Below are 20,754 nucleotides of genomic sequence, written 5' to 3'. Positions count from 1 at the left end.
TCCTCGGACCGCGACGCTCAGCGGACTTCGGAGAGCCTGCCCGTGGCCACGTCGAAGACGAAACCGCGGACGCGGTCCTTGTGCACGACGAAGGGGTCCGCCTTGATGCGCGCGACGGACTGCCGCACGTCCGTGTCCAGGTCGGCGAAGGCCTCCGCCGCCCAGGGCGGACGGATTCCGGTGTCCTTCTGGATCGTGTCCTTGAACCCGTCGTCGGTGAAGGTCAGCATGCCGCAGTCGGTGTGGTGGATGAGGATGATCTCCTCGGTGCCGAGCAGCCGCTGGCTGATGGCGAGCGAGCGGATCTCGTCCTGGGTGACCACACCGCCCGCGTTGCGGATGACGTGGGCCTCGCCGTCGTTCAGGCCGAGGAGCGCGTAGACGTTCAGCCGGGCGTCCATGCAGGCCACGACGGCGAGCTGCCGGGAGGGCGGCAGGGGAAGCGGGCCGGAGAAGGACTCCGCGTAGCGGGCGTTGTTGGCCAGCAGTTCATCGGTCACGGACATGGGGGCCTCGGCTCTCTGGTGCGACGGGTGACGGGCGACACGGGGTGGGCGATGGCACGGTGCGGCCCCGGACCTCCCGGGCCGCGGAGCACTGTCACGCGGCCCGGCTACAGAACCCGTCGAAGAGATGGACGCGACGCGAGGGCCAGAAGCCCGTCAGCGTGGCGGCGAAGGTCGCCATTTCTCCAGTGAACCGGCGGACGCACCCGTCGGCAAGAGAATGGATGTTCGGTCACCTCCTGACGGCCGCGAGTATTGCGGCTCCGTGAAATGAAGCTGTGCGGGCGGCGGAATCGCCCCCTGTGCTGCATACAGTTGCATGCACTTGACCGCCGACCGCGTCCGAGAGCCACGGAGACACCCCGCCATGGAAGAACTCACCTGGGAGAGCCCCGAGATCACCGACGGCATCGCCGCCATCCGGTCGGCGTCGCCCTTCGTCTACGGCCTGACCAACTACGTCGCCGCCAACCTGAGCGCGAACGTGCTCCTGGCCGTCGGCGCCGGACCCGCCATCGGTGCCGCGGCCGACTTCCCGACCGTCTTCCCGGCCGGTGCCGGCGGGGTGTGGATCAACACCGCGGCGCTGATCGGCAACCCGGCCGAGCCCCTGGTCGACGCGGCCCGCACCGCACACGCGGCCGGCACGCCCTGGGTGCTGGACCCGGTCGCGGCCGGCGCGGGCGCCACCGAGTACGACGCCTTCGTGAAGGCCCTGCTCGACCACCGGCCCACGGTGATCCGCGGCAACGCCAGCGAACTCGTCGCGCTCGCCGGCCGCGACTTCGCCGCCCGCTGGGCCGACGTCGTCTTCTGCAGCCACGAGTCACTGGAGTCGGCCGTCGCCTTCTACGCCGACGTCAAGGCCCGCGCCGCCGCCCGGGGCCGCGACCCCGACCAGCTCAAGATCCTGCCGGCCGCGACCACCGTGGTGGGCACCGATCTGCGCGACGCCCTCGCCAAGCACGAGGCGTTCACCGAACTCGTCCACCCCGAGGCGGGGTTGTCCCGGCTCGCGTACCACGTCGACGTCGATCTCACCCGCTACGACCTCGACGGCCCCCTGCCCGCCCTCGACGAGGTCGGCGTCGAGGGCCACTACCGCGAGGTCGTCGAGTTCGCCGAGCGGGAGAAGCTGAGCGTGCGCGAGATCGGCCGCTGGTACGGGGCCCGTACCGAGGGCAACATGATCGGCTCCGCGTCGGACATCGCCGACACGATGGAGCTGTGGCTGGACAGCGGCGCGGCGGACGGCTTCATGATCCAGGCCACCCATGTGCCCACCGCCTTCGAGGAGTTCGCCGCCCACGTGGTACCCGAACTGCGTCGGCGCGGCCTCGTGCGCACCGACTACGCGGGCGCCACCCTGCGCGAGAACCTGGGCCTCGCCCGGCCGGAACGCGGCGAGTGGCGCAACCGCGCCGCGTCGACAGCGACGCCGCCGGCGGGGGAGCGGCCATGACATCCGGCACGAGCGCCCTCGTTGACGCCGCCTGGCTGCGCGACCGGCTCGGCGAGGTGGTCCTCCTCGACGCCACCGTGGACCGGCACACCGGCCCCGACGGCGGCAAGATCTTCGTCAGCGGGCTCGGCCTCCACACCGAACGCCGCATCCCCGGCGCCCACTTCGCCGACCTGATCGCGGGCTTCTCCGACCCTGAGGCCCCCTTCAACTTCACCTGCCCGTCCCCGTCCCGGATCGCCTCCCACGCCCGCGACCTCGGCATCCGTGAGGACTCCACCGTGGTCGTCTACGACCGGCTCACCGGTGCCTGGGCGGCCCGTGTGTGGTGGGTGCTGCGCACCGCCGGGATCACCCGCGTCCGCGTCCTCAACGGCGGCCTCACCGCCTGGGAGGCGGCCGGACTACCGGTCACCGACGGCCGCGAACCCGCCCCCGCCCGCGGAGACGTCGTCGCGCGCCCGGCCGGTGACGGCTTCGTGGGGCTGGAGCGCATGAAGCGGATCGCCGACGGAAGCGACCCCACCCCGGCGGTCTGCGCCCTGCGCCGTACCGAGTACCTCGGCACGCCCGGGCGGCCGCGTTCCGGCCACATACCGCGCACGACCAGCCTGCCGTACGCCGACCTGCTCGGCCCCGACAACACCCTCGCCCACGAGCGGACCGCACGCCTCGCCGGTGCCCACGGGATCCGGGCCGGCGACGGCACCGTGCTCTACTGCGGTGGGGCGATCAACGCGGCCGGGCTCGCCCTGGCCCTGCACGAGATCGGCATCGACGACGTGCTGCTGTACGACGGCTCGCTCTCGGAGTGGCGGGCCGACCCGGCGCTGCCGCTGGTCGTCGGCCCGGAGGCGGACGACGCCGCCGAGGGCCGGGACTGACCACAGCCCCGGGCATCGGGCATGATCCGGGTCAGCCCGCGAACCGTTTCGCGGGCCGCCCCGCGACGAGGACACGGATGAAGAGCACAAGGGACACGATCTACGACGAGCTACGGCACCGGCTCACCGCCGGCCGGTACCCGCAGGACGCCTCCCTGGTCCCGCTGGCACTGAGCGAGGAGTTCGCGGTGTCGCGCACGCCGGTCCGCGAGGCCCTGGCGCTGCTGGAGCGCGACGGACTCCTGGTGAGCACCCGGCGCGGTTTCGCCGTACGGCAACGGTCCGACGAGGAGATGCTCGAACTCTTCGAGCTGCGCGCCGTGCTGGACGCCCTGCTCGCCTCCTCGGCGGCGGTCCGGCGCAGCCCGGTGGACCTGGCCCGGCTCGACGCCCTGCTGGAGCACGCCGGGACCCTGGACGACCCGGGGCAGATCCGCCGCAGCCTCAACGAGTGGCACGACACGGTACGCGCCGCCGCCCACAACGCCACCGTCTCGTCGCTGCTGCACACTGTCGACGCGCAGGTGAAGACCAGCGCGCCGTGGCAGACCCGCACGGTCGAGGACACCTTCGACGCGACGCTCGCCGAGCACCGGGCGATCACGGAGGCGATCCGGGAGGGGGACGGCGAGACGGCCCGGCTGCGCATGCTGGAGCACCACGAGCACGACCGGGACACGCGCATCCGGCAGAAGGTGCGCCGGGACACCGGCGGGGGCCTGCCCGCCGGCTGACGGTGGCCCCGGACCACCGGGGACCGCCGGGGACCGCCAGGGACCGCCGGGACCGCCCGTTGCGGGGTGCCGCATGCCCAGTCGTCTGGAAAGTGCGCTCTTGTCATGACAGGGCGGGACGGCGGACTCTGGCAGCAGGCACGGCGGTACGCGTACCGGACGTCGGATCCCCGACGGCCCTGAGGCGGCTCAGGAGGCTCCCGGATGTCGGTTTCACCGGAGTGCGGCGTTGACGGCCCTGCCGTCACCGAACAACAGGCGGAGGCGCTGGTCGAGGGGGTCTGTTTCAAGACGGGCCCGCCGCGCAGCGTGGGCGTCGAGGTGGAATGGCTCGTCCACCGGGAGCGTGCGCCGCACGAGTCCGTCGGCCGGGAGGAGCTGGCAGCGGCCCACGCCGACCTGCGAACCCTGCCGCTGACGTCCGGGCTGAGTATCGAGCCCGGCGGTCAGGTGGAACTGAGCTCCCGGCCGGCCCCGTCGCTGGCCGCGTGTGTCTCGGAGGTCTCCGCCGATCTGGATGCCGTACGCGCCGCACTGCGCCGGCACGGCCTGGCCCTGGCCGGGATGGGCGTCGACCCCTGGCAGGCCCCGCGCAGGTTCCTGCGGGAGCGGCGCTACGACGCGATGGAGGCCTGCCTCGACCGTACGGGCCCGGCGGGGCGCACCCTGATGTGCACGTCGGCCTCCGTCCAGGTGTGCCTCGACGCCGGACGGGAGGAGCCCGGGGTCATGGGGTTCGCGCGCCGCTGGTGGCTGGCGCACCACCTGGGTGCGGTCCTGGTCGCGGTGTTCGCGAACTCGCCGATGGCCGAAGGACGCGCCACGGGCTGGCTGTCCACCCGGCAGCTGAAGTGGACGGAGCTCGATCCGGGACGCGCCGGCGGGCCCTCCCCGGCCCACGACCCACGCCACGCCTGGGTCCGGCGGGTCCTCGACGCGCCGGTGATGTGTGTGCGCCGGGACGGCCCCTGGGAGGTTCCGGACGGAGTGAGCTTCCGCGAGTGGACCCGCTCGCGCACCATGCGCCCGCCGACCCACGCGGACCTCGACTATCACATCAGCACTCTGTTTCCGCCGGTCAGGCCGCGCGGGCACCTCGAACTGCGCATGATCGACGCACAGCCCGGCGACGACGGGTGGATCGTCCCGCTCGCGGTGGTCACGGCCCTGTTCGACGACCCGGAGGCCGCCGCTGTCGCGCACCGGGCCGTGGCGCCCCTGGCCGAGCGGGCCGCCGGTGCGCCGGCGCCGCACAATCCGCTGTGGACCGCGGCGGCACGCCACGGACTGGCCGACCCCGGACTGCGGCGCGCCGCCGTGACCTGCTTCGCCGCGGCGCTGGAGGCCCTGCCCCGGCTGGGTGCGAGCACCAGGGTCATGGACACGGTCGCGGCCTACGCCGACCGCTACGTCCGCCGCGGCCGCTGCCCGGCCGACGACGTACTCGACCGCGAGGCGTCCGCGCGGCTCCGAGCGGAATGGTGAGCTGCGCCGCTCTGTTGCTCCACGAGAGTTCGGGGACGTCAAGTCGCCTGTGGAGCCGGAGAGTTCGGGCCGCGTTGTGCTCCAAGGCGATGCCGTGAGACGTCCTCCGGACAGTGCATCGATCGAACAGGGGAGGACGCTGCGTGCGTGCCTACGGATTCAAGTCGAACGGCGGACCGGAAGTCCTGGAAGAGATCCGGGTGCCGACTCCGCGGCCGGGCCCGGGCCAGGTGCTGATCGAGGTCGCGTACGCCGGGGTGAACTTCGCCGAGGTGCAGCACCGCCGAGGCGAGTTCGGCGAGCCCGACGGCCCCGGCGGCTACGACGTGCCCGGGCTCGAGGTCTCCGGCTCGGTGGCGACGCTCGCAGCGGGGTGACGGAACGGGCTGTCGGCGAGCAGGTCGCCGCCTACCTTCCGGCCTTCGGCGGATACGCGGAGTTCGCCGTGGCCGACACGGACTTCGTCCAGCCGGTGGGGGCCGGCTCCCGATGGCGCTCGCGGCCGGGGTGCCCTGCGTCCATCCGACGGCCTACGGGGTGCTGACGGACGCGGGACGGCTGCGCGAGGGCGAGACGGTCCTGATCCACGCGGCGGCCGGCGGAGTCGGCTCGGCCGCGGCACGGATCGCACGAGGGCTTGGCGCCGCCAGGGTTCTCGGTACGGTCGGATCGGCGGCGAAGACACAGGTGGCCGACGAGCTGGGCTACGACGCGCTGTTCCACAGGGAGGACTTCGAGCACGCGGTCCGGGAGGCCACCGCGGGGCGTGGGGTGGACCTGGTGCTGGACCCCGTCGGCGGGCCGGTGCGGCGCGCGAGCCTGGGGGTGCCGGCGCCCTTCGGCCGGGTGGTCGTCTACGGGGATCTCGGACGTGACGCCGACTGGACGGCGGACGTCTGGGACCTGTGGAAGAACAACGGGACGGTCGCCGGGTACAACATCGGTGACGTCGCCCGTCGTTCCCCCGCCGCCATCGGCCGGTACCTGTCCACGGCCCTGTCCGCGCTCGCCTCCGGAGAGCTGGCCTCCGTCCCCCCGGCCGTCGTTCCGGCGGCGGAGGTTGTCGAGGTCCACCGTCGCCACGAGGCCGGGCGGACCCACGGGAAGACCGTGCTCGCGTTCGCGGGGCCCGAGGCCGGCTGATCAGGGCGGAGCGTTCCGCCCCGCCGCGCCGACGGACCGGCACCCGGTGCCGGTCCGTCGGCGGCGCGGTCCAGTCGCCGAAGTGCTCAGCCCGCCTGCTGCCGCTCGGGTGCGGAGCGGTGGGTGAGGGGGGCGCGCAGGCCGAGGTGTTCGCGGAGCGTGGTGCCGGTGTACTCGGTGCGGTAGATGCCGCGTTCCTGGAGTTCCGGGACGAGCAGGTCGACGATGTCGTCGAGGCCGTCGGGGATGAGGTACGGCGTGACGTTGAAGCCGTCGACCGCGCCGTGCCGCACGAAGTGGGCGAACTTGTCGGCCAGGCCGGACGGAGTGCCGACGTGCCCGCGCTGCGGGCCGAGCGCGATGACGGTCTCGCGCAGCGACCAGCCGTGCGCCTCCGCCTTCGCCCGCCACTCGGCCACCACCGCGCGCGGGTCGGCGATCCGCCGGGCGCCGAAGGAGCCGTCGTTCTCGGCGACGACCGGGTCCTCCTTCGGCAGTGGCCCGTCGGCGTCGCGGTCGGACAGGTCGATGCCCCACAACAGCCCGGCGATCCCCAGGGCCGTGGCGGGGGTGACCTGCTGGAGCCGGATCCAGCGCTTCTTCTCCTCGGCCTCCTCTTCGGTGGCGCCGATGATGATCTCGGTACCGGGCAGGATCCGCAGGTCGTCGTCGGGTCGGCCGACGGCGCGCAGGCGGTTGCGGATGTCCTCGGCGAAGGCCAGTGCGTCGGCGAAGTCGTTGCCGTGCGCGGAGAAGACGACGTCGGCGTTGCGGGCGGCGAAGTCGCGCCCCTCGCCGGAGTCGCCGGCCTGGAAGATCACCGGGTGGCCCTGGGCGCTGCGCGGCAGGGTGGGGGCGAGGTCGACGTCGAACTGCGGTCCCCGGTGGCGGACTTGGCTCACGGCACCGGGCGTCGACCAGGTGGGCGCGGCCACGGACGTGGCGACCGCTGTGTCGTCCCAGCCGTCCCACAGGGCGCGGGCCACGGTGAGGAACTCCTCGGCGCGCCGGTAGCGGTCGGCGTGGTCGAGGTAGCCGCCGCGGCGGAAGTTGGCGCCGGTCCAGGCGTTGTCGGTGGTGACCACGTTCCAGCCGGCGCGGCCTTCGGAGAGGAGGTCGAGGCCGGAGAGGCGGCGTGCGAGGTCCGTGGGCTCGTTGAAGGTGGAGTTGGAGGTGGAGACCAGGCCGATGCGGCGGGTGACCGCGGCCAGCGCCGCGAGCTGGGTGATGGCGTCCGGCCGTCCGGCCACGTCGAGGTCGTGGATCCTGCCGTCGACCTCGCGCAGCCGCAGTCCCTCGCCGAGGAAGAACGCGTCGAACAGGCCCCGTTCGGCGGTCTGGGCGACGTGCCGGAAGGAGGCGGGGTCGATCTGCGAGCCGCTGTCGGGGGCGGACCAGATCGTCCAGTGGTTGACGCCCTGGAAGAACACCCCGAAGTGCAGCTGGGCGTGCGGCCGGGGGACGTCGAGGGGGTCGGTGCGGGTCATCGGGTCTCCTCCTGGACGGCAGCGGCCGCGAAACGGTTGGCGGGGCGCTCCAGACCGAGGGCCGAGCGCAGCGACGTGCCGGGGAGCGGGCGGGCGGTGAGCCGCCGTGCGGACAGGGTCGGCAGGACGAGGCGGGAGAGGACGGGCAGATCCTCGTCCAGAACGAGGGGATGCAGCCGCACCCCGTCCACGTGACGGCGCAACTCGACGAGGACTGCCACCAGTTGCTCTGCGGAGCCGATGTGCCGCAGCCGTCCGCGGTCGGTCCAGGGCGCGTACCGTTCCAGGTCGGCGACGCGCTCGGCGCCGGTCGCGTCCGGTGTGTCCAACGCGACCTCGACCTCGGCGAAGACGCGGGGCGTCCCGGCGCCGGCCGCGGCCGTGGCGACCGACGCCGGGTCGTGGCCCTCGACCAGGGCGACGTCGAGCTGTGCGGCGGGCACCCGGTCCGGGCGGCCCAGGACGACGAGCTGCCCCTGCGGCGGGCGCGGCACGATCGCCGGGCCCTTGACGGCGTAGGTCTCCCCGGTGAAGTCGATGTAGTGCAGCCGGTCGCGGTCGAGGTAGCGGCTCGTGGCCACGGACCGGATGACCGCGTCGTCCTCCCACGAGTCCCACAGGGCCCGGGCGACCTCGATCCCGTCCCGGGACTCCCGGGCCCGCGCGGCCGCGTCGGCGACCAGGGGGCGCCCCCAGACCCGGGCCGCCTCGGGGTGGTCCTCCTCCGTCACCACCCATCCGGCGCGGCCGGCGGAGACGTGGTCCAGGGACGCCAACTGGCTGGAGACATGGAAGGGTTCGGCGTACGTGACCGGGACGACGGGCGCGATCCCGATCGTGCTCGTGGACGCCGCGACGAAGGCCGCCCGCTCCACCGCGCCGATACGGCCGACGGGATCGGGCCCGGTACCGGGCGGCAGCACTCCGTCGTCCAGGGTGATCAGGGTGAACCCGGCGTTCTCGGCCACGGCGGCGAGCCCGGCCGCACGGCGCGGGGTGAGCAACTGGTCGGGTGCGTGGGCTGCGCGGCGCCAGGCCGCGGGGTGGGAGCCGTCACCGTCGAGCTCGACGGCGAGGTGCAGGGCGGGGCCGGACAATGGATGGTCCTTCCGGGAAACACGGGGACTCGGAGCCACGGGGCACGGGGCCACCGGGCCACGGTGGAAGAGCCGGGCGAGGCCACGGCGTGAGGGGACCGACGCGACGGGTCGGCAGAGATCAGCGGCGCGCGGAAGGACAGACGGCGGAGCAGGTCCGGCAGTAGTCGACATGCCGACGCACGATCAGTCGCACGCCACAGCGCTCACCTCGCGGTGCCGCGCCGGCTACGTGCATCAAGGGCCTCCACCCATCAGAAACCGATCGGTTCACCGTACGTCGCCCGCCCCCACCGGTGTCAAGAACAAGCGATGAGGCCCGCACCGCTGTCACCGTTCCCTCGGCTCGTGACCCGTCTGGTCGTCTTACCGGCGCCACAGCGGTTCGCGGGACGGCGACGGCCGGAGCGCGCGATCGGACAAAGGCCGCCTCGGCGTCCGGCGAACACCCGGCTGAGCGGCCTGGTTCGAGGAGCATTCCGACTCATCGATAACCTGCGCCACCATGATGCGTGCCTGGATCCTGCCGATACTGTTCGTGCTCTGCGGCGCAGCCCTCGCGACCGGGCTGATCTCCAAGGGGAGCCCCGGCACAGCCGCAGCACTCCTGCTGATGTTCCTGGCCCTCGCCGGCGTGAACTCGCCCCTGGTCTTCCCGAGGTCGATCGGCGCACTGGAGGCGCGGCGACGCAGTGCGGTCGACGGCCGGCCGGTCGTCTTCTGGCGGCCGGGCTGCACGTACTGCATGCGACTGCGCATCCGGCTGGGCCGCAGCGCCCGCCAGGCGCACTGGGTCAACATCTGGCGAGACCCGGCAGGAGCGGCGGCCGTGCGGGCGGCCAACGACGGCAACGAGACCGTGCCGACCGTCGTCGTGGTGGGCCGGCCTCACACCAACCCCGATCCCGAATGGGTGCGTGGACAGCTCTCTGCGTCCCCGTGATCAGAAACCGCGCAGCACGGTTCGCGGCCACCGGTTCGCACGCAACTGAACGGCTCCGGCAGGATGAGCACATGCTCATCGTGATCGGCGGACTGCCCGGCACGGGCAAGACCACCCTGGCGCGACTGCTGGCCGCACGCATCGACGCGGTTCACCTACGCGTCGACACCATCGAACAGGCCATAGTCCGCTCCGGCCTGGCACAGCACCCGGTCGGACCGGTCGGCTACGTCATCGGATACGCCCTGGCCGAGGAACATCTGCGGCAAGGACTCACCGTGATCGCGGAATCGGTGAATCCCCTGGCCGTCACCCGCGACAGCTGGCAGAGCGTGGGGATCCGGGCGGCCGCTGACGTCGTCGAGGTCGAGGTCATCTGCTCGGACCCGGCCGAACACCGGGACCGCGTGACCACTCGATCGATCGACATACCTGACCTGCCACTGCCCGACTGGCAGCAGGTTCTCCACCGCGACTACGAGCCGTGGAACCGGGATCACATCGTCATCGACACCGCCGGCCAGGACCCGCAAGAGTCACTCGCCTTGCTCCTCAATCGTCTTGAGCACCCCGGCGGACGCTGAGCAGAGCCCGCGCGGACCGACGAAACCGTACTATGTCAGGGCCTGATCGGAACCAGGCACTGACGACCGCAGCTTGTCGTACCCCACGAAGGTGAAGAGCCGTGTGCCCCTCTGGAGAGACCGGGGCCGAGCAGTGGAACGGTGCACTCCCACGGCCTGGAGCTCGTCCGGGGCGGTGACCCACTCGCGTTCGAAGCCGCGCTCCTCGAACCAGTCGCAGATCAACGGCACACGATCGGGCGCCTTGCGGTTCCTTGTCCAGATGACCCGGCCCCCGGCCTTGCACAACTGCGTGCACGCGTTGATCGTGCGCTCGATGTCCCGGTCCACGATGTTGCCGAAGACCCCGCAGATCAGCACCACGTCGGCCGGCACCATGCCGGCGTAGTGATCGAGCAGCGCGGCGTCCGCGGTCATGGCCTCGATACCGTGCAGCCCAGCAGACCTGGCCGCCTCGGCCGCCACATCCACGTTCCGCGGATCGAGCTCCACCAGACGCGCACGCACGTCATGCGCACGAGGGTGACCGGGAAGCACTCCCAGCAAGTCGCGCCCCTGACCCGCGCAGAGACTGACCACCTGCAGGGGACCGGGCGGACAGTCCTCCAGCGCCAGACGAATGCGCTCCTGCACGGTGACCAGACGGCGAGCGAGGGCCGAGTCAGCGGTGTCGTACCGGTCCTGCCACTTGTGCCAGTCCATGCGCGGACCCTACGAGAACCCCGCGAACCCCGCGAACCCCTCCAACGCCTTTTCGGCCGCGGGTACTCACCACGACGACGCGTCCGCTCACCGGGTGCTGGGGCTCCCGGCGCACAGTGCGTGGTCGATCAGGGCACTGGCCGCACCTTGCCCTGCACCACTCCCGGCAGCCATTGGTCTCCCGTGTCGCCCAGCGACAGCCTGCCCTCGGCCTCCGGTTGGAGGACCACGGTGGCGATCAGCGTCCTGGACGTGCTGGCCATGCGGAAGTAGCCGCCGGACGAGTCCGAGGCTCCGGCCACGGACCGCGGCCCGCGCGGACCCGCTGATCGCGGCCTCGTGGTCCGTCGATTGAAACCGTTCAATCACCCTGGGGCGCATTGTGTGTGCCGCTCGTCTCCATGGCGACCGCGGATCGGTGGCGTCAACAAATCGCCTGCACGACGATTGACCCCCGCCTCACCCGGCTTTACGTTACCCACGCCCCTCCGTATTGAATCGATTCAAGCAACGCTTCGTTCCATCCGTGTGAGTGAGGAGTCGCAGATGATCAGCAGGAGGAACATGCTCGCGGGCGCGGCCGCCACGGTCGCGGCGGCCGCCGTCGACGGCGTGTCCGCATCGACGGCGTCGGCTTCCGGGCGGCCTCAGGCGCAGGCGCAGGCTCAGACGCAGTCGGGCAAGGCGGGTGCCGGGCTGAGCGTCGCCGCGCCGACCGTCGAGTACGTCCGGCACCCTCTGGGTCTCGACGTCCAACGCCCGCGGCTGAGCTGGCCGTTGGTCTCCGACCGGGTGGACGTGTGGCAGAGTGCCTACCAGGTGCGGGTCGCCACCACGGCCTCGGGACTTTCCCGCCCGGACGTCTGGGACAGCGGGAAGGTCGCCTCCGGTGAGTCCGTCCTCGTGCCGTACTCCGGTCCCGCGCTGAAGTCCCGGACCCGCTACCACTGGTCCGTGCGGGTGTGGGACGGCGAGGGCAGGGTCTCCGGCTGGAGCGCGCCCTCGTGGTGGGAGACCGGGCTGATGGGGACCGGGCAGTGGACCGCCGACTGGATCTCGGCACCGGCGAACCTCACCGACGCACCCTCGTTCGACGGCGGTTCGTGGATCTGGTTCCCCGAGGGCGACCCGACGAGCAGCGTCCCGGCGGCCACCCGCTGGTTCCGCCGCACCACCCAACTGCCCACCGGGATCACGGCGGCGACGCTCGCCATCACCGCGGACAACGTGTACTCCATCTCCGTGAACGGTGTCGAGGTGGCGCACACCGACCTCGACACCGACAACGAGGACTGGCGCCGCCCGGCCGTGATCGACGTACTGGACCGCGTTCAGGCCGGCGACAACGTTATCGCCGTCTCGGCCACCAACGCGACCGTGGGCCCGGCGGGGCTCGTCGCCGTCCTCGTGGTGCGTACCGCCTCCGGCGAGCAGAAGGTGTTCACCGACGCCACCTGGAAGGCCACGGACACGGAACCGGCCGACGGCTGGCGGGGGCCGGGGTTCGACGACGGGGGCTGGCCCGCCGCCAGGGTGGCGGCCGCCTGGGGCGGCGGGCCGTGGGGGAGGGTCGTCCCGGTGTCGTACGCCGTCACCCAGCTGCGGCACGAGTTCCGGCTCCCGCGCAAGAAGGTGTCCCGGGCCCGCCTGTACGCCACGGCGCTCGGCCTGTACGAGGCGCACCTCAACGGCAGCCGCGTGGGCGACGACCAGCTCGCGCCCGGCTGGACGGACTACCGCACGCGCGTCCAGTACCAGACGTACGACGTCACCGACCTCCTGCGGCCGGGCACCAACGCCATCGGGGCGTACCTGGCACCCGGCTGGTACGCGGGCAACGTGGGCATGTTCGGGCCCGGCCAGTACGGCCAACACCCGGCCCTGCGAGCGCAGTTGGAGGTGGAATACGCGGACGGTACGAGCGAGCGCGTCACGTCGTCCACCGACTGGCGGGCCGCCGCCGGGCCGATCGTCGCGGCCGACCTGCTGAACGGCGAGACGTACGACGCCCGCAAGGAGACCCCCGGCTGGGCCTCACCCGGCTTCGACGACGCGAACTGGCCCGGCGCGCGCGGTGAGGGCGACATCGGCCCCGGGCTGATCGTCGCGCAGGTGGACGGGCCGGTGCGCGTGGAACGGGAGTTGACCCCGAAGGGGGTGACCCAGCCCAGGCCCGGGGTCTACGTGTTCGACCTGGGACAGAACATGGTCGGCTCGGTACGGCTGCGGGTGTCGGGGGATGAGGGCACGACCGTGCGGCTCAGACACGCCGAGGTGCTCAACCCCGACGGCACGGTCTACACCGCGAACCTGCGGAGCGCGGCGGCGACGGACACGTACACCCTCAGGGGCGGCGGGGAGGAGGTCTACGAGCCGCGCTTCACCTTCCACGGGTTCCGCTACGTCGAGGTGACCGGATTCCCGGGTACCCCCACGGCCAAGGCCGTCACCGGGCGCGTCATGCACACGGACGCCCCCTTCACCCTGGGCTTCGAGACCGACGTGCCGATGCTGAACCAGCTGCACCACAACATCACGTGGGGTCAACGCGGCAACTTCCTCTCCGTGCCGACCGACACTCCCGCGCGCGACGAGCGGCTGGGCTGGACCGGCGACATCAACGTCTTCTCGCCCACCGCCGCCTACACCATGGAGTCGGCCCGGTTCCTGTCCAAGTGGCTCGTCGACCTGCGGGACTCGCGGACCGCGGCGGGTGCGTTCACGGACGTGGCGCCGGTGGTCGGCACCCTCGGCAACGGCACCGCGGGCTGGGGCGACGCGGGCGTCACCGTGCCCTGGGCCCTCTACCAGGCCTACGGTGACCGCCAGGTCATCGCGGACGCCCTGCCGTCCGTGCGCGACTGGCTGACGTACCTGGAGCAGCACAGCGACGGACTGCTGCGCCCGGCCGAGGGGTACGGCGACTGGCTGAACGTCGACGACGAGACTCCCAAGGACGTCATCGCCACCGCGTACTTCGCGCACAGCGCCGACCTCGCGGCCCGGATGGCGGCGGAACTCGGCGCGGACGCCGACGCCACGACGTACCGCGGCCTCTTCGGCCGGATACGGGCCGCCTTCCAGGGCGCCTACGTCACCGCCGACGGGAAGGTGAAGGGAGACACGCAGACGGCGTACGTCCTGGCCCTGTCCATGGACCTGCTGCCGGACGCCTCGCGCCAGGCCGCGGCCGACCGTCTCGTCGCCCTGATCGAGGCCCGGGACTGGCACCTGTCCACGGGCTTCCTCGGCACGCCCCGGCTGCTGCCCGTCCTGACCGACACCGGGCACACCGACGTCGCCTACCGGCTGCTGCAGCAGCGCACCTTCCCCAGCTGGGGCTACCAGATCGACCGGGGCTCCACCACCATGTGGGAGCGCTGGGACTCCATCCGGCCCGACGGCAGCTTCCAGGACCCGGCCATGAACTCCTTCAACCACTACGCCTACGGCTCGGTGGGGGAGTGGATGTACACGAACATCGCCGGCATCGCGGCGGGCCGGCCCGGCTACCGTGAGATGGTCATCCGGCCCCGCCCGGGCGGCGCCGTCACCACCGCCGACGCCCGCTTCGTCTCGGTCCACGGCCCCGTCGCCACCAAGTGGCGGCAGCGGTCCGGCCGCTTCACCCTGACCTGCACGCTGCCGCCCAACACGACCGCGGAGGTCTGGATCCCGACGGACACGCCGAAGAAGGTCACCCACACGCACGGGACCTTCCTGCGCCAGGAGGACGGCTGCGCGGTCTACCAAGTCGGCTCCGGCACCCATCACTTCACCGCCTGACACCGGCTCCATCGGCCCCGCGAGGCGGACACCGCACCGGCACGTCCGCCTCGCGACGGCCCCCCCGGCCGAACGGTGCGGGCCCGCCACCCGTCGGCCTGACGGCCCGCCAGGGGCCGTACCGCCCGGTGGGGTGGGGTGCCGTCGCTGTCGTCTCGACCGTGTTCTCCCGCCCCATTGTGTTGAGCTGTGTGCCCCCTTAGTGTTCGACTTTGCCCGAGTCTGTTTGGTGTTGATTGCTCAGTCGGTCTGGAGGCCGTGGTGCGGAGTGATCGGATCGGTTCAGAGCCCGCGAGACCCGGTTGGCGCAGATGGTGGCGGCCCGTCCTCGCGGCGGCCGCGACCATTGCTTTGGCCGCGGGCATGACCGCGCCCGCGGCGGCGGCGCAGGACGTCGGCAAGCAGGCGCCCGCCGCCGACACAGGGGCCGCCCCGCAGGCGCACACCGTGAGTCTGGACGGCTACTCGTTCCTCGTCGACGGCAAGCGAACCTACCTGTGGTCCGGCGAGTTCCACTACTTCCGGCTCCCGAGCCCGGACCTGTGGCGCGACATCTTCCAGAAGATGAAGGCCGCGGGCTTCAACTCCACGTCGCTGTACTTCGACTGGGGATACCACTCGCCGCAGCCGGGCGTGTACGACTTCAGCGGGGTCCGGGACGTCGACAAGCTGCTCGACATGGCGCAGGAGGCCGGGCTCTACGTCATCGCCCGCCCGGCGCCGTACATCAACGCGGAGGTCGACAGCGGCGGCCTGCCCGGCTGGCTGACCACCAAGGCCGGGAACAACCGCAGCGACGACCCGCGGTTCCTGAAGTACGCGGACGAATGGCTGACCCAGATCGACCGGATCATCGCCCGCCACCAACTGACCAACGGCACCGGGTCGGTCATCGCCTACCAGGTCGAGAACGAGTACTACAACGGCTCGGCCGCCGGCCGCTCCTACATGCAGCACCTGGAGGACAAGGCCCGCGCCGACGGCATCACGGTCCCGCTGACCGGCAACAACAACGGCACCTTCAACTCCGGTACCGGCGCCCTGGACGTCGACGGCCCCGACTCCTACCCGCAGGGCTTCGACTGCTCCAACCCCGCGAAGTGGAACGGCGTCCCCGACATCAGCTACGACCACCCGGCCGGAAAACCGCTGTACTCCCCGGAGTTCCAGGGCGGCGCCTTCGACCCCTGGGGCGGCCCGGGCTACGACAAGTGCGCCCAGCTGATCAACGACCAGTTCGCCGACGTGTTCTACAAGCAGAACATCGCCGTCGGCACGACCGCGCAGAGCTTCTACATGACCTACGGCGGCACCAACTGGGGCTGGCTGGGCATGCCGGAGAACTACACGTCGTACGACTACGGGGCCGCGATCCGCGAGACCCGCCAGCTCGACCCGAAGTACTACGAGGACAAGCTGATCGGGTACTTCACCCAGTCGGTCGCCCCGCTGACCAAGACCGAGGCGATCAGGGCCACCCCGCCGGACGACTCCGCCGTCGTCGACACCGCCCGGATGAACCCCGACACCAAGACGCAGTTCCACGTCCTGCGGCACGGCAACTCCACGTCCACCGCGGTCGACAAGACCCACATCTCGCTGGACTTCAACGCCCAGCCGGCCGCGGACACCACCTACACCTGGGACGACCCCGACTCGGCGCTCCAGTACGCCGGTTCGTGGTCGCACGTCGCCAACACCAGCTACACCGGCGGCGACTACAAGCACACCGAGTCGTTCTCGAACAAGGCCGGTGACTCGCTCACCGTCCCCTTCGACGGCACCGCGATCCGCTGGATCGGCTCGAAGACCAATAACCACGGCTACGCCGACGTCTACCTCGACGGCACCAAGACGGCGACGGTCGACGACTCCGGCGGCGAGAACCAGGCCGTGCTCTTCCAGAAGACCGGCCTCGCGCCGGGTGCGCACACCCTCAAGATCGTCGTCGACGGGACCCACAGCTCCGGGTCGACCGACAACTACGTGGCCGTCGACGCCATCGACGTGCCGACGGGCGACTCCGCCGCCGAGCCGACCTACCCGGTCGTGCCCCAGCAGCCCGGCACCGCGATCACCCTCGACGGCCGCGACTCGCACGTGATCGTGGCGAACTACCGGCTCGGGGACGCCCAGTTGCAGTACTCGACGTCGGAGATCATGACCAGCGAGACGATCGGGGACCGGGACGTCGCCGTGCTCTACGGCGACCAGGGCAGCGACGGCGAGACCGTCCTGCGCTACGCCACCGAGCCCACCGTCACCGCCACCGGCGGCACGGTCACCACCACCTGGGACGCGGCCACCGGCGACCTGCGCCTCAACTACACCCACAAGGGCCTGATCCGCATCAGTATCAGCGGCGACGGGAAGCGCCCGCTCCTGCTGCTCGTCGGCGACAAGGCGACGGCGGAGACCTTCTGGCGCCAGGACACGGCGACCGGCCCGGTACTCGTGCGCGGCACCCACCTGCTGCGCACGGCGACCAGCCTGGACGGCGGCCGCACGGTGGCCCTCACCGGCGACAACGCCGACGACAAGAACATCGAGGTGTTCACCTCCGCCGACCGGGTCACCTGGAACGGCAGGACGGTGCGCGGCGGGGCCACCGACACGGCGAGCCGCACCGGGACCATCCCGACGGCCGCCCCGGTCCACCTCCCGGACCTGACGAACTGGAAGCACGCCGAGGAGTCGCCCGAATCAGCCCCCGGTTTCGACGACTCCGGCTGGCAGGTGGCCGACAAGGCGACCACCGACAGCGTCTCCGGCAGCGACGCCCAGCCGGTGCTCTACGCCGACGACTACGGCTTCCACACCGGCAACACCTGGTACCGCGGCCGCTTCCGCGCCGTCGGCAAGGAGACCGGCGTCCACCTGGTCTCGGACTCCGGCGGCGGCGCGCAGGCGTTCTCCGCCTGGCTCAACGGCACCTTCCTGGGCAGCTCCACCACCGGGAGCGCCGACTTCGCCTTCCCGTCCGGCTCGTTGAAGTCGTCGGGCGACAACGTCCTCTCCGTGCTCACCGTGAACATGGGACACGAGGAGGACTACAACTCGACCAACGGCAACAAGACCGCCCGCGGCCTGACCAGCGCCTCCCTCACCGGGGCGCCGCTGACCTCCGTCACCTGGCGGGTGCAGGGCGTACGCGGCGGCGAGGACCTGCAGGACACCGTGCGCGGCCCGCTCTCGACGGGCGGCCTGTACGGAGAGCGGGCCGGCTGGTCGCTGCCGGGCTACCCGGACAAGAAATGGGACCAGGTGTCCCTGCCGACGACCGACACCCGTCCCGGCGTCTCCTGGTACCGCACCGACGCCGACCTGGACCTGCCGCACGGCCAGGACACCTCGATCGGGCTGACGTTCACCGACGACCCGTCCCGCAAGTACCGTGCCACGGTCTTCGTGAACGGCTGGCAGCTCGGCAACTACGTCAACTACCTCGGCCCGCAGCACACCTTCCCCGTGCCCAACGGCATCCTCAACCCCAACGGCCACAACAGCATCGCCATCGCCGTGTGGAACCTGGACGGAAGCACCGGCGGCCTCGGCAAGGTCTCCCTCACCGACTACGGCAGCTATGCCTCGTCCCTGCGTGTCGCGCAGAACGACAGTCCGCGCTACGACGCCGAGAAGTACGCGATGCCGAAGCGCCCGGGCGCGGACGTCACCCTGGACGTGCCGGACACCGCGCAGTCCGCCCAGGCCTTCACGGCCGAGGAAACGGTACGGGTGCCCGAGGACCAGCCGTCCGCCTCGCACCTGACGGCCGCGCTCTCCGCCCCCGACGGCTGGAGCGTGACCGAAACGAGCCCGGGCTCGGTCGATCGGGTACGACCGGGCGGTTCGGCCACCTTCACCTGGACGGTGAAGCCGCCGGACGGGACCCTGCCGGCCGCCTCGGCACTCACCGCCACGGTGGACTACGTGCAGGGCGGCCGGCAGGCCACGGGCAGTGACGAGCGCATCGTCGGCGGGATCCCGCCGGCCCCGCCGGCCGGGAAGAGCGCGGTGAGCGACCTGCCGTTCCTGTCGTCGACCAACGGGTGGGGCCCGGTGGAGCGCGACACCAGCGTCGGCGAACAGGCGGCCGGCGACGGCCGTCCGATCACCGTCGCCGGCGTCGGCTACGCCAAGGGCCTGGGCACCAACTCGGTCAGCGACGTCCAGCTCTACCTCGCCGGACAGTGTTCCCGGCTGACGGCGCAGGTCGGTGTCGACGACGAGACCGGCGGCGCGGGAACGGTGACGTTCTCCGTGATCGCCGACGGCAAGACGCTGGCGACCACGCCGACGGTCCGCGGAAAGCAGACCGCGATGCCGATCGACGTCGACGTAACCGGCGCCCAGGTGCTCGACCTCAGGGTCGGCGACGCCGGCGACGGCAACGGCAACGACCACGGCGACTGGGCGATGCCGACGCTGACGTGCGGCTAGCCGGACGACACACCGGGCCCGGCTACCAGGGCAACGGAGTTGGTCCCACGGGCACTTCGCGGTGTCCGTTCTCCTGGCCGACCAGACCGTTTCGGAACGGACTGGTCGGCCAGGCGGTTGCGTGCTGCGAGGGCGCGACCTGGACCGGGCGGTTGAGAAGGGGACAAGTGGCAGCTAGCGCCGAGGAGTTCTGTTCCGCTGGTGCCGTGCCGGGGCGCACCCGCCGTGTCCGGCCGCGGTGGAGAAGGTGCGTGCGGGCAGCTTGACGCGCCCGGGGGTACAGGGGCGGGCCGTTCGTGTCGGGGTAATGTGTTCAGGAATCGAACAGTTCTCCGTGGGAACCGTGATGACGGCTGAGACGGGAGAGCAGGCCGTCCGGGCCACCCGCATGTGACCTCTGAAGATGGAGCCGATGAACGTGTCGACTCGTGGCGGACGGCTGCGGAGCCGAGCCGTCACAGCAGCCTTCGTCTGCGCGATCGCCCTGTTACCCGGCCCGAGTTACGCAACCCCGGGCGAACCCGATCCGCGCAGCGAGAAGTCGATCGAGGACATCCAGGACGAGTTGAACGGCCTCTACCGCCAGGCGGAGGTGGCGACCGAGGCGTACGACACCGCCGACGTGAAGGCGGCCGAGCAGGAGAAGCGGCTGGCGTCGCTCCACCAGGACCTGGCCCGTACCGAGGACAGGCTGGCCAGTCTGCACGACCTCGCGGGCGCGGCCGCCCGCACGCAGTACCGCGGGGGCAGTCTCGACTCCACGGGCCTCCAACTGCTCCTCGGCGACCACCCCGACCACGCCCTGGACGACGCGGCCCAGGCCCGCCAGGCCCTGCGTGACGTGGTGACCGTGTCCGAGAGCCAGGCGAACGCCCGCGCGGAGCTGAGCCGGCAGACGGACGCCGCCGCCGAGAAGCTGCGGGAGCTGAAGAACACCCGCGCCGACAAGGCCGAGGCGAAGCAGAAGATCGAGAAGAAGATCGCCGAGGCCGAGCAGATCGAGGCGGGGCTCAAGAAGGAACAGACCCGCAAACTGGCCCAGTTGGAGAAGGAGGAGGCGAAGGAGGCCGAGGCCAGGTGGACGGGACCCGGTTCCGGCGGCAGCACCTCGACCGGTACCGGTTCGGTCGGCGGCCATACGAAGGCGAGCGGAGCGGCCGCGAAGGCCGTCGCCTTCGCGCTGGCACAGATCGGCAAGCCGTACGTGTGGGGCGCGGTCGGCCCCTCGTCGTACGACTGCTCGGGACTGACCTCCACCGCGTGGGCCGCGGCCGGCCACCCCATACCCCGCACCTCGCAGGCGCAGTGGCAGGGACTGACCCGGGTCAGCCTGGCCTCCGTGCAGCCCGGCGACCTGATCATCTACTACGACGCCACCCACGTGGGCATGTACATAGGCGACGGACAGATCGTCCACGCCCCGCGGCCCGGACGCACGGTCACGACCGCCCCGGCCGCCTCCATGCCCATCCTCGGTGTCGTCCGACCCGGAGTCTGAGCG

Annotated in this window: 16 protein-coding genes; 11 read left to right on the top strand and 5 right to left on the bottom strand. The window is 71.8% G+C overall.

What is annotated here, in order from left to right; all coding sequences use genetic code 11:
* Nucleotides 1-17: 17 nt before the first annotated feature.
* Nucleotides 18-506: a beta-class carbonic anhydrase gene (locus ACFY6U_RS07540; protein WP_390035635.1), complete on the bottom strand. Its 489-nt coding sequence runs from the start codon at nt 504-506 to the stop codon at nt 18-20.
* Between the two features lie 367 nt (nt 507-873).
* On the opposite strand from ACFY6U_RS07540, the gene ACFY6U_RS07535 reads away from it, so the two are divergent.
* From ACFY6U_RS07535 to ACFY6U_RS07510, 6 genes are all read left to right on the top strand, one after another.
* Entirely contained in the window at nt 874-1,968 is a 1,095-nt protein-coding gene (locus tag ACFY6U_RS07535) for an LLM class flavin-dependent oxidoreductase (RefSeq protein ID WP_390035633.1), read from the top strand.
* Entirely contained in the window at nt 1,965-2,852 is an 888-nt protein-coding gene (locus ACFY6U_RS07530) for a sulfurtransferase (RefSeq protein WP_390035632.1), read from the top strand. Before ACFY6U_RS07535 ends, ACFY6U_RS07530 begins: the two co-directional genes overlap by 4 nt.
* Before the next feature lie 77 nt (nt 2,853-2,929).
* Complete coding sequence (locus ACFY6U_RS07525) at nt 2,930-3,586, top strand: GntR family transcriptional regulator (RefSeq protein WP_390035630.1); 657 nt, start codon at nt 2,930-2,932, stop codon at nt 3,584-3,586.
* Between the two features lie 204 nt (nt 3,587-3,790).
* On the top strand, nt 3,791-5,071 hold the full coding sequence (gene egtA, locus ACFY6U_RS07520; protein WP_390035629.1) for an ergothioneine biosynthesis glutamate--cysteine ligase EgtA: 1,281 nt from the start codon (nt 3,791-3,793) through the stop codon (nt 5,069-5,071).
* Nucleotides 5,072-5,214: 143 nt separating this feature from the next.
* On the top strand, nt 5,215-5,448 hold the full coding sequence (locus tag ACFY6U_RS07515; protein WP_390035627.1) for an alcohol dehydrogenase catalytic domain-containing protein: 234 nt from the start codon (nt 5,215-5,217) through the stop codon (nt 5,446-5,448).
* Nucleotides 5,449-5,560: 112 nt separating this feature from the next.
* Nucleotides 5,561-6,214 carry a zinc-binding dehydrogenase gene (locus ACFY6U_RS07510; protein ID WP_390035625.1) on the top strand — a complete coding sequence of 218 codons (654 nt, stop codon included), beginning with the start codon at nt 5,561-5,563 and terminating at the stop codon, nt 6,212-6,214.
* An 86-nt stretch (nt 6,215-6,300) separates the two neighbouring features.
* On the opposite strand, the gene ACFY6U_RS07505 is transcribed toward ACFY6U_RS07510, so the two are convergent.
* Together ACFY6U_RS07505 and ACFY6U_RS07500 are read right to left on the bottom strand one after the other, a co-directional pair.
* On the bottom strand, nt 6,301-7,701 hold the full coding sequence (locus tag ACFY6U_RS07505; RefSeq protein WP_390035623.1) for an NtaA/DmoA family FMN-dependent monooxygenase: 1,401 nt from the start codon (nt 7,699-7,701) through the stop codon (nt 6,301-6,303).
* Entirely contained in the window at nt 7,698-8,798 is a 1,101-nt protein-coding gene (locus tag ACFY6U_RS07500; protein WP_390035621.1) for an LLM class flavin-dependent oxidoreductase, read from the bottom strand. The genes ACFY6U_RS07505 and ACFY6U_RS07500 overlap by 4 nt, the downstream gene beginning before the upstream one ends.
* Nucleotides 8,799-9,303: 505 nt before the next feature.
* On the opposite strand from ACFY6U_RS07500, the gene ACFY6U_RS07495 reads away from it, so the two are divergent.
* Entirely contained in the window at nt 9,304-9,741 is a 438-nt protein-coding gene (locus tag ACFY6U_RS07495; RefSeq protein ID WP_390035619.1) for a glutaredoxin domain-containing protein, read from the top strand.
* A gap of 71 nt (nt 9,742-9,812) precedes the next feature.
* Nucleotides 9,813-10,325: an AAA family ATPase gene (locus ACFY6U_RS07490; protein WP_390035617.1), complete on the top strand. Its 513-nt coding sequence runs from the start codon at nt 9,813-9,815 to the stop codon at nt 10,323-10,325.
* A gap of 30 nt (nt 10,326-10,355) precedes the next feature.
* On the opposite strand, the gene ACFY6U_RS07485 is transcribed toward ACFY6U_RS07490, so the two are convergent.
* Both ACFY6U_RS07485 and ACFY6U_RS07480 read right to left on the bottom strand, forming a co-directional pair.
* Nucleotides 10,356-11,027, bottom strand: coding sequence for a class I SAM-dependent methyltransferase (locus tag ACFY6U_RS07485; protein ID WP_390035615.1), 672 nt, complete (start codon nt 11,025-11,027; stop codon nt 10,356-10,358).
* A 128-nt stretch (nt 11,028-11,155) separates the two neighbouring features.
* The gene (locus ACFY6U_RS07480) at nt 11,156-11,329 is read right to left on the bottom strand and encodes a hypothetical protein (protein ID WP_390035613.1); all 174 of its coding nucleotides are present in this window, start codon (nt 11,327-11,329) and stop codon (nt 11,156-11,158) included.
* Nucleotides 11,330-11,573: 244 nt separating this feature from the next.
* On the opposite strand from ACFY6U_RS07480, the gene ACFY6U_RS07475 reads away from it, so the two are divergent.
* From ACFY6U_RS07475 to ACFY6U_RS07465, 3 genes are all read left to right on the top strand, one after another.
* Nucleotides 11,574-14,813 (top strand): alpha-L-rhamnosidase, encoded by a 3,240-nt coding sequence (locus ACFY6U_RS07475; protein ID WP_390035611.1) that lies wholly within the window; start codon nt 11,574-11,576, stop codon nt 14,811-14,813.
* 363 nt (nt 14,814-15,176) lie between these two features.
* Nucleotides 15,177-19,253, top strand: a complete 4,077-nt coding sequence (locus tag ACFY6U_RS07470) for a beta-galactosidase (protein ID WP_390035609.1) — start codon at nt 15,177-15,179, stop codon at nt 19,251-19,253.
* Nucleotides 19,254-19,665: 412 nt separating this feature from the next.
* Nucleotides 19,666-20,751 (top strand): NlpC/P60 family protein, encoded by a 1,086-nt coding sequence (locus tag ACFY6U_RS07465; RefSeq protein ID WP_390035607.1) that lies wholly within the window; start codon nt 19,666-19,668, stop codon nt 20,749-20,751.
* The last annotated feature ends 3 nt before the right edge of the window (nt 20,752-20,754 follow it).

The sequence above is a fragment of the Streptomyces sp. NPDC013157 genome (assembly GCF_042899865.1).
Lineage (GTDB): Bacteria > Actinomycetota > Actinomycetes > Streptomycetales > Streptomycetaceae > Streptomyces.
This window is presented reverse-complemented; position numbering and strand designations above follow the sequence as displayed.

Coding starts and splice junctions, on each gene's coding strand:
- ACFY6U_RS07540 (WP_390035635.1), bottom strand. CDS start 506: ATGTCCGTGACCGATGAACTGCTGGCCAACAACGCCCGCTACGCGGAG.
- ACFY6U_RS07535 (WP_390035633.1), top strand. CDS start 874: ATGGAAGAACTCACCTGGGAGAGCCCCGAGATCACCGACGGCATCGCC.
- ACFY6U_RS07530 (WP_390035632.1), top strand. CDS start 1,965: ATGACATCCGGCACGAGCGCCCTCGTTGACGCCGCCTGGCTGCGCGAC.
- ACFY6U_RS07525 (WP_390035630.1), top strand. CDS start 2,930: ATGAAGAGCACAAGGGACACGATCTACGACGAGCTACGGCACCGGCTC.
- egtA (WP_390035629.1), top strand. CDS start 3,791: ATGTCGGTTTCACCGGAGTGCGGCGTTGACGGCCCTGCCGTCACCGAA.
- ACFY6U_RS07510 (WP_390035625.1), top strand. CDS start 5,561: ATGGCGCTCGCGGCCGGGGTGCCCTGCGTCCATCCGACGGCCTACGGG.
- ACFY6U_RS07505 (WP_390035623.1), bottom strand. CDS start 7,701: ATGACCCGCACCGACCCCCTCGACGTCCCCCGGCCGCACGCCCAGCTG.
- ACFY6U_RS07495 (WP_390035619.1), top strand. CDS start 9,304: ATGATGCGTGCCTGGATCCTGCCGATACTGTTCGTGCTCTGCGGCGCA.
- ACFY6U_RS07490 (WP_390035617.1), top strand. CDS start 9,813: ATGCTCATCGTGATCGGCGGACTGCCCGGCACGGGCAAGACCACCCTG.
- ACFY6U_RS07485 (WP_390035615.1), bottom strand. CDS start 11,027: ATGGACTGGCACAAGTGGCAGGACCGGTACGACACCGCTGACTCGGCC.
- ACFY6U_RS07475 (WP_390035611.1), top strand. CDS start 11,574: ATGATCAGCAGGAGGAACATGCTCGCGGGCGCGGCCGCCACGGTCGCG.
- ACFY6U_RS07470 (WP_390035609.1), top strand. CDS start 15,177: ATGACCGCGCCCGCGGCGGCGGCGCAGGACGTCGGCAAGCAGGCGCCC.
- ACFY6U_RS07465 (WP_390035607.1), top strand. CDS start 19,666: ATGAACGTGTCGACTCGTGGCGGACGGCTGCGGAGCCGAGCCGTCACA.